The organism is Nonomuraea terrae, assembly GCF_004348995.1.
Classification (GTDB): domain Bacteria; phylum Actinomycetota; class Actinomycetes; order Streptosporangiales; family Streptosporangiaceae; genus Nonomuraea; species Nonomuraea terrae.
Genome location: NZ_SMKQ01000002.1, coordinates 94,374 through 106,339, shown reverse-complemented (window position 1 = coordinate 106,339; position 11,966 = coordinate 94,374). Strand labels below are relative to the sequence as shown.

Genomic DNA, 11,966 nt, shown 5'->3' with positions numbered 1-11,966 from the left:
ACGGGGCGGGCCGGAGCAGCAGGGCGGCGAGGACGGTCGCCTGTTGCTCGTGAGATGTGCGGCCAGGCGTTCGGCGAGTCGGAAGTCGCGTGGAGGCGCTCATGGCGCTCATCGCCAGGCCGGGTGTCGTGCGCGACAGGTGCAGGTCGGCGGCGATGGGGGTCTGCTGTTGATGCGGTGCGCGGCCGTGAGCATGGCGGCTCCTCGGCGCGCGGTGGCGCGGCCCGTTACAGGTTCGCACCCCGGGTGGCGAACGATCAGGCTACGGGGACCCAGGTGAACCGGCCGTCGGGGCGGCGCTCGGCGCGTCCGAAGACAACGTCGGCGAAGTGGTTGCCGTAGCCAATGGTGTCGGGGCGGCTCAGCTCTTCGACCAGCCGGCGGCGGTGCTCGGTGGCTTCGGCGGGGTCGTGGTCGAGCGTGCAGCCCCATTCGGGGTGGGTGACCTGGACCGGCGCGTGCATTGCGTCGCCGAACGCGACGAGCCGCCGGCCGCCGCCGGTGATGGTGTACGTGGTGTGGCCGAAGGTGTGTCCAGCCGAGAACGAAACCCGCACGCCGGGGAAGATCTCCTCGCCGTCCTCGACCGTACGGACGCGGGGTGCGAAGGCGGCCAGACGTTCCTCGGTCGCCCCGGCCTCGGCGGCCAGGTCGCGCCGCTCCCACTCGGGTGCCGCGACGAAGTGGGTGGCGTGCGCGAACGGTGGCGCATCGGTGCCGGGTTCGGCGCTCCAGGCCCAGCCCAGGTGGTCGAGGTGCAGGTGGGTGATGGCGACGGCCTCGATCTGGCGTGGCTCGCGGCCCAGCCGCCGCAGGCCGTCCAGCATCTCTCCGCCGTAGATGCTTCCTATGACCGGGTTGGCCGGGTCGTCGGGGTGGGACTCGGGTCCGTACCCGGTGTCGATGAGTAGCGCCCGGTCACCCATCTCGACCAGCAACCCGCCGATGGCTGCGGGCAGGAAGCCGCCGTCGTCGAGATGATCGCGATTGGCCGCCCAGTCCGCGTCGGTGGTGCCGGTCAGCCAGCCGTGCGGTTTGCACAGGCACAGCCCGTCCGGGACGTAGGTGATCTTCAGTTCGCCCAGGTGGAGCGAACGAACGCGTGGTGCGCTGGTCAGCCGTACGCGGTCGAAATCGGTGGTCGGGGCCATATGGTCCTACCTCGTGCTCGAAGGGGTGCCGCCGGGCGGCGGCACGAGCGAAAAGTTACAACTAGAACGATTCTAATTGCAAGCATTCGAGTTGTAGTAAAGTTATGCCGTGGCCACCGAGCGCGAGACCCCAGCTCAAGCCGACCGCCTGCTGTGCGGGCTGGTCAAGGGCCTGGCCAGTCACATCGAAGTTCACCTTCGGGTCCGGGCTGCCACCTTCGGTCTGACCGCCTCACAGGGCACCGCGCTGTGCGAGCTGACCCACCCCATGACCCTGCGCGAACTCGCCGAACGGATGAGCTGCGAGCCCTCCAACGCCACCTTCGTCGCCGATCGCCTCGAAGAGCAGGGCTACCTCGAACGCCATCCACACCCTGACGACCGCCGCGCCAAGCAGCTCGTCCTGACCCCCAAGGGCACCGAAATCCGCGAGCGCCTCCTCGAGTTGCTCTCCGAAGACTCCCCCCTGGCCCCCCTGGCCCCCGAAGAGCAGGACGTCCTGCACCAGCTCCTCACACGCGCCCTCATCCGCTAACCTGCTCTGACAGGCCTTCAAGGAGGCGCCGCCGCCGCGGTCAGTTCATCGGGAGCCGTCCTCGCCCACGACTTCGGCGCTCACCACGAACGCGCGGACCGGCGGCACGCAGGACTGGCCTCCTGCATCACCGACGCACTCGCCCTGGACGGGCGCGGACGGATGAGCGAACTGGGACCGCGTGGGCGTACCTTCGTGCTGATCGTTCGACACAGACACGCGTGAAGGAGCCCGTCGGGTGACCCGTACTCTCAACTTACAAGCGCTGCGGCGACTGAGGACCGCCCCTGGCGGGCAGCTCGACTGCCTGATCAGCTTCTCCGACGGATCGGGAACTTCGCGGCCGGTCGCTTATGTGGAACGCGAGTTGCCGCCCAACGGCATATCCGCCTACCTCGCGGTCCGGAAGACGGGAGCCCGCTCCTTCGTCCTGTGGGCGGACGAGCACCGCCAGGCGAGGGTCGCCACCCTGGTCACCGTCTCCGCGGGCAGCGGGCGGACACAGTTCCAGGTGCTCGGCCCGCAGGGTGAACCGCTCGGTATGTTCACCCGCGACAAGGCGTTCAGCCGGGGACTGCGCTCACGCTGGACGGTGAGCCGGGCCGGCAGCCCGGACGCGGTGGGATACAAGGGCCGGCTCTTCTGGTGGTGCGTGTGGTGGCTGTGCTCGCCCCTGCTGCCGATCATCCTCGTGGCCGCCCTGTTCAACGGCGGCGGCGACTACCCGCGTGGCCCCCGCCGCATCAAGTGGCGCTCCGGCGGACAGGTCCCGCTGGAGTTCAGGTCGTCCGGGGACACGGTGCATCTGTTCGCACCGGAGCTGGACTGGCGGCTCGGAGCCGCCCTCGCGGCCCTGATCCCGTCCTTCGACGGCTGGATCGGCGACCCCTGGGACCGCAGGAAGGACTGACGGGCCGGTGCGGCTCGCCCGTGACGCGGCGGTGGGAGGCGGGGGATGGGAGTCTTGTCCGGTGTGGGGACCATGCGGGCTGGTACAAATGGGGCATGAGCGAATCCGTCGGGTATCCCCCACAGCCGAACGTGCGGTCGGCCCGGCGTGTCTACAGTCGGAGGTACCGTTTGTGGGCCCACGTGCTCCTGTGGACGCCGATCGCGCTCACGGTGGCCGGTGTCGTCCTCGGCCTGGGGCTGTTCGCGGCCGCTGACGCCGACCCGACGCACAGTTCGTCCGCGCTCGGCTATCTCGGCCTCGTCGTGTGGGGCGGCCTCGCGGTCGTGTCGCCGGTCCTGCTCGGGTCGTTCATCGCCGGGCTCGTCATGCTGATCCGCACGCGCGGCTGAGGTCGAGGCGGGACGCGGCCCCGCCTCGACATGCTCCTGGCGGCCGCCTGAACGACGTCGTGGTCGCTGAGGCGGGTGGGCGTGTCCGGATGTCTGTCAGCGGACCTGGGCCATGATCTCTGCGAGCGCGCGGCGTTGTCGTCCCTGGCTCAGCGGGCGGCGGCGAGCAGGTCGAGGGATACGTGCCACAGGCGCTCGGCCGCTTCGGGGTCCAGTGCGTGGTCTGCGACTCCGGTGCTCTGGCCGGGCTCGTTGCGTACGGCCTGGTTGCCGTTCTCGAAGTACATTCCGCCCTTGCCTTCCAGAGGGGGCCAGGTGGCCAGAAGGGTCGGGGTGGCCGCGCCCTGCTCGGCCGTCCGGTAGTCGAAGTCGGGCAGCGCGGCCTGGGCCGCAGCGCTCAGGTGCCGGTCGAGGTTGGTCCTGATCGGCCCGGGGTGCACGGTGTTGGCGGTGACACCGTCGGCGGACCAGCGCCGCTGGGCCTCGACGGCGAACAGCGCGGTGGCGGTCTTGGACTGGCCGTAGGCGACGACTGGATCGTACGGCCGATCGCGGAAGTTGAGGTCGTCGAAGTCGACGGGTCCGTAGATGTGGGCATCCGAGCTGAGGGTGACCAATCGCGCGCGTCCGGCAGCAGCGAGCGCCGGGTGCAAGCCGGTGGTGAGCGCGAAATGCCCCAAGTGGTTGACGGCGAACTGCGTCTCCAGGCCCTGAGCATTGTGTGTCTCGGGTGGGAAGCACACGCCGGCGTTGTTGACCAGGATGTGCAGGGGGCCGCTCCAGGCCGCGACCAACGCGCCCACCGATTTGAGGTCGGACAGGTCCAGGCGCGCGACGCGGACCGTTGCGTTGCCGGTGCTCGCCGCGATGTCCCGGGCGACCTGATCGCCGGCACCGGTATCGCGCACAGCCAAGGTCACCTCCGCTCCGGCTGAGGCGAGTGCCCGGGCGATTTCGATCCCGATCCCCGAGGACGCTCCGGTCACGATGGCTCGCTGCCCGGACAGGTCTCGGCCGGCGACAACGTCGGCAGCGGTGCTGTCAGCGTTGAACGGTGTGGTGATGAGCACGGTCATGAGAATGTTCCTTGTCGGATGGCGCCGAGTCGCAGAAAGTCGTCGTCGGCGGCACGGTGGGGCGGGGCCGCATCCACCTGCGCAGTCGCGGTGGTGCGAGCCCTGTGGCAGCTCGTGGACGGGCGGTCAGGGCGGCACCTGGGGTCGAGCGTGTTCGGTGCCGGTCCGCTGCGGCCGGGTAGTCGCTGTGGAGCAGCCGCGCTCGTCCCGTTGTCGGGGTCGGTGATGCGGAATGCGAACGTGGCCAGGCCGCCGCCGGCAGCGCATCTCGTCAGCACAGTGGTTGACAAGGGCAATTGTGTCGGGGCGCGGCTTGCTCCGTCCAACATGAGTTGCCTGCAACGGTCACAGCCCGATCCTGTGAGCTCATTGCGGTGCTCGGAGCACCTCCCTTTGCGCCTGTTGCCGGCTCCACGCGATGGACGCGGTGGCCCCTGGTCCGGGCAGGTGCGGCGTGGGGGTCAGCCGGACTCGGTGAGGTCGGTGGAAGCGGCCAGTTCGGTGACCACGTCCAGCAGACCGCGCAACGCGGGTGAGGTGTCGCCGGACAACCAGACCATCTCGGTGGGCACGAACTCACCGGTCAGCGGTACGAACACCACACCGGTGCGCCGGAGACTGCTCGCGGACCTGGCGAGCCGGGTTATCCCGACACCGGCCGCCACGAGGCCGAGAAGCCCTTGCACGCTCGTGTCCCGCTGGACCACGTCAGGGGTGAATCCCGCCGTACGGAAAGAGTGGTCGAACGCCTGGTGCCAAGGCTCCCATGAGCTCCGCGGGGTCAGCACCCACCGTTCGCCGGCCAGCTCACCCAGCGTCAACTCGGATCGTCCGGCGAGCGGATGCTCCTCGGGCAGGACGGCGCATACCGGCTCGCTGATCAGCGTCCTGGTCTCCAGACCGGCCACCAGCGGAGGCCGGGTGAACGCGACGTCGTAGCGGCCTTTGAGTACGCCTTCAACCAGAGGTGCGATCGTTGTCTCCTCCGTCGTCAGCCTGATTCCCGGCAGTCGTTGCCGGACGGCACGAACCACCGGGGGAAGCAGGTAGTTCGTGGTGGTGGCGAGGAAGGCGAGGCGGAGGCTGCCGACCTCGCCACGCACGGCTCGTGCCACGACGTCGATGGCTTCGTCGGCTCGCTCGAGCACCGCACGGGCCTCGGGGAGGAACAGCACACCCACAGCGGTCAGGCTGGTGCCCCGGGTGTCGCGGTCGAACAGCTTCGCACCGAGCATGCGTTCCAGCAGGGCGATCTGCTGGGACAGGGACTGCTGGCTGATCATGAGTCGCTCGGCAGCGCGTGTGTAACTGGACTCCTCGGCGACGGCGACGAAATACCTCAGCTGCCGAAGATCAGGGGTCACAAGAAAATCCTACAACCGCGACAGGTAGTAGGTGTTGGACGGCTTTGGCGTTCCACAACCACCATTGACCTCGGTAAACACCACGTTGAAGGGCATGGGAATGACGAACGAAACGCAGGGCCGCGTCTGGTTGATCACGGGCTGCTCGACCGGGTTCGGCCGGGAGGTCGCGCTGGCCGCGCTGGCCGCCGGCGACCGGGTCATGGCCACCGCGCGCCGCCCGGAGACGCTCGCCGACCTTGCGGAGATCGGCGGCGACCGGGTCAGCACGGCGGCACTGGACGTCACGGACCCGGCATCCGTCCAGGCCGCGGCACAGGCGACGCTGGCTGTGTTCGGTCGCATCGACGTCCTGGTGAACAACGCCGGGTTCACCATGATCGGGGCCGTCGAGGAAACCTCGATGGAGCAGCTGCGCTCGCTGATGGAGGTCAATTTCTTCGGTGCCGCGGAGGTCACCAAGGCGATCGTCCCCCTGATGCGCGAGCAGGGCAGCGGGACGATCGTGCAGATGAGCTCGCTGGGCGGCCGGATGACCTACCCGGGGCTGGGCGGCTACGACGCCGCGAAGCACGCGCTCGAGGCATTCAGCGAGGCGCTGTCGAGTGAACTGGCACCCCTGGGCGTTCGGGTACTGCTGGTGGAACCGGGCATGTTCCGCACCAAGATCACCGACAACATGGTTCTGGCCCCCGAGAACCCGGCCTACCAGGCGACCTCGGGGGGTCTCCGGCAGATGGTCGCGGCTACCGCGGGCAAAGAACCAGGTGACCCCGCGAAGGGCGCCGCGGCCATCATCAAGGTGCTCGACGCCGAGAACCCGCCGCTCCGCCTCGTACTCGGCGGCGACGCGGTCGATGCGCTGCGGGCCCACCACGAGTCCCTGCTGGCCGACATGGTCACTTGGGAGACGCTCAGCCGCTCGACAGCGATGTCGTGACGTCTGCACCCGTCTCTCCGTGACCGGGGGCGTGTGGTGGCGTCCTTGAAGACAACACGGCCCCGCAGAACGCGATACCGAAAGCCAACAAGGACGACGTCCGCCGCATTCTCGCCGTCGCGACCCGTCTCCCGGCCGCATCCCGCGGTTGCGCCGGCCTGCGACATCGACAGCTGATCGAGGCCGTGCCCGAACTGGCCGACGTCCTCACCATCGGCGTTCTGCTCACCCACGCCGCGAGGACCACCGCCGCGGAACGCGACCATGACGGCGACCCGCGCCGAACAGAAACGTGACGAGCGCGCATGCATCGCCCGAGAGGCGCGAGGCAGACGCGGTCTGCAGCAGCTTTTTCAAGGAGAAATCTGACATGCCCAGTCCACAACAACCGATCGGCTCCGGTTTCGGCGCCGCGTCCACCGCTGCCGACGTCATCAAGGGGATAGACCTCTCGGGCAGAACCGCAATCGTCACCGGCGGCCACTCCGGCCTCGGCCTGGAGACCACCCGTGCCCTGCGCTCTGCCGGCGCCACCGTCGTCGTTCCGGTGCGCTCCCCAGGCCGTGCCCGCGACATGCTCGCGGGGATCGACGGCGTCGAGATCGACCAGTTGGACCTGATGGATCCGGCCTCGATCGACGCGTTCGCCGACAGGTTCCTCGCCACCGGGCGGCCGCTGCACATCCTGGTCAACAACGCGGGGATCCAGAACGTACCGCTGACCCGGGACGCCCGAGGGTACGAGGCGCAGTTCGCCACGAACCACCTGGGACACTTCCAACTCACCACACGGCTTTGGCCCGCCCTGCGCCGGGCCAGGGGCGCGCGGGTAGTCACGGTCTCGGCCTGGGCACACCACCTCTCGCCCGTGGTCTTCGACGACCCGAACTTCGAACGACGCGAGTACGACGGCTGGCTGGGCTACGGCCAGTCGAAGACGGCCAACATCCTGTTCGCGGTCGGGCTGGACCAGCGCGGCGAGGCCGACGACATCCGCGGCTTCTCCCTGCACCCGGGCCTCATCATCGGCACCAACCTCAGCCCGTGGACCACGCCGGAGTATCTGCGAACGAATGGCCTCGTCGACGAGCACGGCAACCGCGTCATCGACCCGCAGTCGGGCCGCAAGACCGCCGAACAGGGGGCGTCGACCACCCTCTGGTGCGCCACCGCGCCGCAACTCGACGGCATGGGCGGCGTCTACTGCGAGAACAACGAGATCTCCCCGCTGCTCACCTCACACGACGAGAGCATCGACGTGATGACGGGTCGGGTGGAGACACCCGTCGGGGTGATGTCCTACGCCGTCGACCCGCAGCTCGCCGACCGCCTGTGGAACCTGAGCGAACAGTTGACCGGCAGCAAGGTGTAATACTCCAGTGGGCCTGGGCCTTTGATCTCCCACACAGCTGTTCAGGGCTCCTGGCCCGTTGCGTGCTCGATGACGTCGCCGCGCCGTCCGGGCGTGCCGCCCATCGGGGACATCGGCAGGGACGCATGGATCTGCCTTCTGCCGTCGTCACCGTCTCGCAGACAGCGCGGCATCGGCCTCCGCCAACGTGGGGTACTGCGCGAAGACCTGGTGGAGGCCCGTCCGTTGCAGGGCCCGTCCGCACAGTCCATGAGCACCGGCCAAAGCCAGGTGGCGGCCATCCCTGCGCATCCGCTTCCACGCCATTGCCAGCGCGCCTATACCGGAAGAGTCGCAGAACTCGAGCTCCGACAGATCCAGTACAACAGTGGACAAATCGTGCTGTCCGAGCATCCGCTCAAGCGCCACCCCTAGCCGCGCCGAAGTTTCGTAATCCAAACTTCCCCGCAAGGCCAGCACGGCGCCCCAAGCTGCGGAGTGCGTCGCAAACTGCAGCGACTGCGGCTGATCATGCTTGTCCATGCCCCAGGCTCCCCATTCTGATCTACTCGGCCGTATCTGACACATTCGTCAAATATGGCGCCGAGTCACTCGCGTGAGCGTTGTGTGGCATGGGGAAGAACGGGGGATGCCACTACGCCGTCCCGTGCGCCGGCGGGTACGCCCGGACAGAAGGCTCGGCGCCCCAGACGAGCGCCGCACCCGCGATTTGCTCGCGGGAAGCGGCAGCGCTTGAGGTGCGCGGCTGTCGTCCAAGCTGTCTGCCGAGAACGGCGGCTTCCCTTGTCGATGCTAGGCGGCCGAGCACCGCGCGTCCTAGCAAGATGCTCCGAGAATCATGCACGATCCTGCAGATGGGGACCCGTGGAACGGGCGGCCCGGCCGAGTGCCTGCGGAATCCAGCGCCTAGGCTGGTATCAGAACGCCCTTTGGAAATCCTGCACACGTGACACCCGCTGTCGGGATACACCATGACGCCAATGCCGCTACCGCCCAGCGCACGGCTGGAACATGCCCGCGGTGAGCTCACCACCCTGATCGGGAAGCTGACCTCTTCCAACGGCAAGCAGCACACCACCATCCCGGGAATGTCGCTGTACCGGTACTCCTCACCCACAGAGCCGGAGTGCGACGTCGCCAAGGCCCAGTTGGTGCTGCCCACTCAGGGGAGCAAGCAGGTCGTCCTGGGTGAGCGCACCTACTCCTACGGCGGTACCCATGGCCTGATCACCGCCATGGACCTGCCTCTCATCAGTACGGTCACCGAAGCCACTCCCGACCGGCCGTATCTGAGCATCGCGTACGAGCTCCACCTGCAGCGCATGGCCGACCTGATGGCCGACATGCGGCTCCCCCCGCCCAGGTCGATCCCCGGGGGTGCGGCCATCTCCGTCTGCGCCTTGTCCGCTCCGCTCTTCGACGTGGTCCTGCGGCTCGTGCGCCTGCTCGACACCCCCGCCGACATCCCGTTCCTCGCCCCGCTGATCGAACAAGAACTCCTGTACCGGCTACTGAGCAGTGAACAGGGCATGCGGCTCCGTCATCTCGTCCTCGCCGAGAGCCAGACACACAAGATCGCCCAGGCGATCACGTGGATCCGTGAGCACTACACCGAACACCTGCGGATCGCCGAACTCGCCCGGCACGTCCACATGAGCCCGTCCTCGCTGCACCACCATTTCAAGACCATCGCCTCGATGACCCCGCTGCAGTACCAGAAGCAAATCCGGCTCTACGCAGCACGACGGCTCATGATCAGCCACGACTACGATGCTGCCACGGCCGCCTACACCGTCGGCTACAGCAGTCCCTCACAGTTCAGCCGCGAGTATCGCAGGATCTTCGGCGTTGCCCCCAGCCACGACGTGGACCGGATGCACCGTAATCGAGTTCGGTAGCGCCTGGAGTCGGCGGGTTACCTCAACCTGGGCCTTGACGTTGGCCTCTGCCTGCTGCTGCGTTCACGGCCCACGAGATCCACACCGTTACCAGAGCGGAGATCTCAGCCCCAGGCTAGGCCCCGGTAGGCCGAGCGCACGAGCCGACGCCGACGCGTTCAGGCTCTCTGCTGCGCTGCGGACCAGGACCGTACCTGCTGGGCGAGAGCGGCCACATGCTCGGGGGGTGTGGTCTTGACGATTCCGTGTCCGAGATTGAACACGAACGGGCCACCACTGAGCGCGTTCAGGATGCGGTCTGTTTCCGCGTGGAGTGCAGGCCCGCCCGCGACCAGGAGCTGGGGGTCGAGGTTGCCCTGCACGCACCGGCCGAGCTCGTGCTGCACCTTCTGCGCGGCCCACTCCACAGGTACTGTCGAGTCGAGCCCGACGCAGTCCACGCCGGTCGCCTCGGCGAAGCCGTTGTAGGCAAGCCCCGCGCCGCGCGGAAAGGCGATGATGGGAACACTCGGATGCTTCGCCTTCAGCGCCGCGACGATGGCGGCAACCGGCGTGACGCACCAACGCCGGAACAGCGGGTCGGGGAGTATTCCGGCCCAGCTCTCGAAGAGTTGGATCGCTTCGGCACCCGCCTGAATCTGACGGTCCAAGAACTCGATGATGGCCGCCGTGAGCAGGTCGATCAGGTGTTGGAACCCCGCCGGATCGCTCAGCGCCCACTGCTTGACGATGGAGTGCTCTGAGCCGCCGCCACCGCGCCCTTCGACCATGTAAGTCGCGACCGTCCATGGCGCGCCGGCATAGCCGATCAACGTGACCTCGTCAGGCAATGCGCGAGTGAGTTGGCTGACGGTCTCATAGATCGGGGCCAGTTCTTCGTGCAAGCGGGACGCGCTCAAGAACTCGGTGATGTCCGAAGTCGAACGGATCGGGGGCGTGAGGACGGGCCCGTCACCGACCCGGTACTCCAAGGTCTGCCCCAACGCCGCCGCGATCTGGGGAAGATCCGCGAACAGGATCGCGGCGTCGAGCGTGAAGCGGCGGAGCGGTTGCAAGGTGACCTCGACCGCATGCTCGGGTGAATTGCACAGCCCCGCCATCCCGCCCGCAGCCTCGCGGACGTCGTGGTACTCCGGCAGATAGCGTCCGGCCTGCCGCATGAGCCAGATCGGTGGTCGCTCGGTGCGCTCGCCCGCAAGCGCACGCAACAGCAGCTTCTTCGGCCGCGTCTCACCCGCCACCTGGTCGACGTCCGACTCTTCCCGTATATCGACGCCCACGCTCTTCCATCCTGCCCAGACACGCGAGCCCCAACAGCCCGATCAGCACACGCACCCCCACACGTGAAGGTGCGCTACCAGCCTACCTACGCCCACCACCTGGAACGATCAGAGCACGGTCGACAGACCAGTGATCGACAACACAGCGACTTGACGCCCACCGCCACCGTCACGACCACGCCGGCCTCAGCCGTCGGGTCAAGACGCTTCGTGATCTTGTGTCAGGAGTGGGATCCCTCTGAGGCTTCGCTGATGACCGGGGCGCGGTCGGCACATGCCGATCGCCCGCGCCCCGGTGCGCCTGTGTCACCGTAGGACTGAAAGACGCGGTCGCCGGAAAGACAGGTAGATCACAAGATGCAGTGGATCGCTACGGAGCGTGTCTCTGGACTGGTCCCGGCCCCGGGAAGTCTGGCCTTCGTCCAAGACCTCCTGAACTCCACCTCCGATGGCCGGCCGCCACCCAGGCACGTACACCCGGACCTGCTCCTCGACCTCACCGCCGCACAGGAGTGGCTCACCGCGGCGGGGGAGTCGCTCGGCGAGGCCAGGGGCGTGGACTTGGCCGTTCCCTCTCTGTCGGAGGAGGACCTCCCCGCCCTGCGAGAAATCCGAGAGGAACTCCGCCGGCTCGTCTCCGGGCCCGCTGATGCCGACGAGGTCTTCCGCCCCACGCGCCTCGCGGCCGTTGCCGTGACGATCGAGACCAGGCCCGGGCCACGGTTCGTCACCGCACCCACCGGGGAAGCTGGCGCTGGGTCGCCTCCGCGGTGCTGACGGAATGCCTCAACGCCCAGCAGGACGGCACGTGGCGCCGGCTGAAGATCTGCCCCAACCCCAGGTGCGTCGCCACTTTCTACGACCGGACACGTAACAACAACGGGGTCTGGCACAGCACCCGATCCTGCGGCAATCCCGCCAATCTGCGTGCCTCCCGAGCCCGCAGGCGTGAATCAACGCAGTGAACCACCGGCGGCCCGGAATCAGATCGAGCTCGGGGAGCCGGTTCCGGCGACGACCATCAGCCTATGGAGTCGTCGACAACGAG

The 11,966-nt window shown here is 68.0% G+C and carries 13 protein-coding genes; 8 read left to right on the top strand and 5 right to left on the bottom strand.

Annotated features, from left to right (window positions below; genetic code table 11):
• Nucleotides 1-257: 257 nt before the first annotated feature.
• Nucleotides 258-1,151: an MBL fold metallo-hydrolase gene (locus E1286_RS01445; RefSeq protein WP_132608365.1), complete on the bottom strand. Its 894-nt coding sequence runs from the start codon at nt 1,149-1,151 to the stop codon at nt 258-260.
• Nucleotides 1,152-1,260: 109 nt separating this feature from the next.
• Here E1286_RS01445 and E1286_RS01440 point away from each other — a divergent pair, with 109 nt between their 5' ends.
• From E1286_RS01440 to E1286_RS01430, 3 genes are all read left to right on the top strand, one after another.
• Nucleotides 1,261-1,686: a MarR family winged helix-turn-helix transcriptional regulator gene (locus E1286_RS01440; protein WP_132608363.1), complete on the top strand. Its 426-nt coding sequence runs from the start codon at nt 1,261-1,263 to the stop codon at nt 1,684-1,686.
• 238 nt (nt 1,687-1,924) lie between these two features.
• Entirely contained in the window at nt 1,925-2,596 is a 672-nt protein-coding gene (locus tag E1286_RS01435; protein WP_187368097.1) for a hypothetical protein, read from the top strand.
• Nucleotides 2,597-2,778: 182 nt separating this feature from the next.
• Entirely contained in the window at nt 2,779-2,988 is a 210-nt protein-coding gene (locus E1286_RS01430) for a hypothetical protein (RefSeq protein WP_165969514.1), read from the top strand.
• 149 nt (nt 2,989-3,137) lie between these two features.
• Here E1286_RS01430 and E1286_RS01425 read toward each other — a convergent pair whose 3' ends face one another.
• Both E1286_RS01425 and E1286_RS01420 read right to left on the bottom strand, forming a co-directional pair.
• Nucleotides 3,138-4,064, bottom strand: coding sequence for an SDR family NAD(P)-dependent oxidoreductase (locus tag E1286_RS01425; protein WP_132608359.1), 927 nt, complete (start codon nt 4,062-4,064; stop codon nt 3,138-3,140).
• Nucleotides 4,065-4,525: 461 nt separating this feature from the next.
• Nucleotides 4,526-5,428 (bottom strand): LysR family transcriptional regulator, encoded by a 903-nt coding sequence (locus tag E1286_RS01420; RefSeq protein WP_132608357.1) that lies wholly within the window; start codon nt 5,426-5,428, stop codon nt 4,526-4,528.
• A gap of 34 nt (nt 5,429-5,462) precedes the next feature.
• Between E1286_RS01420 and E1286_RS01415 the strand changes: the two genes are divergently transcribed.
• Entirely contained in the window at nt 5,463-6,368 is a 906-nt protein-coding gene (locus tag E1286_RS01415; protein WP_246074296.1) for an oxidoreductase, read from the top strand.
• A gap of 370 nt (nt 6,369-6,738) precedes the next feature.
• The gene (locus E1286_RS01410; protein ID WP_132608355.1) at nt 6,739-7,740 is read left to right on the top strand and encodes an SDR family NAD(P)-dependent oxidoreductase; all 1,002 of its coding nucleotides are present in this window, start codon (nt 6,739-6,741) and stop codon (nt 7,738-7,740) included.
• A 147-nt stretch (nt 7,741-7,887) separates the two neighbouring features.
• Here E1286_RS01410 and E1286_RS01405 read toward each other — a convergent pair whose 3' ends face one another.
• Entirely contained in the window at nt 7,888-8,262 is a 375-nt protein-coding gene (locus tag E1286_RS01405) for an STAS domain-containing protein (protein ID WP_165969513.1), read from the bottom strand.
• Nucleotides 8,263-8,720: 458 nt separating this feature from the next.
• Here E1286_RS01405 and E1286_RS01400 point away from each other — a divergent pair, with 458 nt between their 5' ends.
• Nucleotides 8,721-9,638 carry an AraC family transcriptional regulator gene (locus tag E1286_RS01400; protein WP_132608351.1) on the top strand — a complete coding sequence of 306 codons (918 nt, stop codon included), beginning with the start codon at nt 8,721-8,723 and terminating at the stop codon, nt 9,636-9,638.
• Nucleotides 9,639-9,796: 158 nt separating this feature from the next.
• Here the strand turns inward: E1286_RS01400 and hemE are convergent, their stop codons facing one another.
• Entirely contained in the window at nt 9,797-10,918 is a 1,122-nt protein-coding gene (hemE, locus tag E1286_RS01395; RefSeq protein ID WP_132608349.1) for a uroporphyrinogen decarboxylase, read from the bottom strand.
• 357 nt (nt 10,919-11,275) lie between these two features.
• Here hemE and E1286_RS51835 point away from each other — a divergent pair, with 357 nt between their 5' ends.
• Nucleotides 11,276-11,695: an ABATE domain-containing protein gene (locus E1286_RS51835; RefSeq protein WP_132608347.1), complete on the top strand. Its 420-nt coding sequence runs from the start codon at nt 11,276-11,278 to the stop codon at nt 11,693-11,695.
• Nucleotides 11,689-11,883 (top strand): CGNR zinc finger domain-containing protein, encoded by a 195-nt coding sequence (locus E1286_RS51830; RefSeq protein WP_132608345.1) that lies wholly within the window; start codon nt 11,689-11,691, stop codon nt 11,881-11,883. The genes E1286_RS51835 and E1286_RS51830 overlap by 7 nt, the downstream gene beginning before the upstream one ends.
• Nucleotides 11,884-11,966 lie beyond the last annotated feature (83 nt).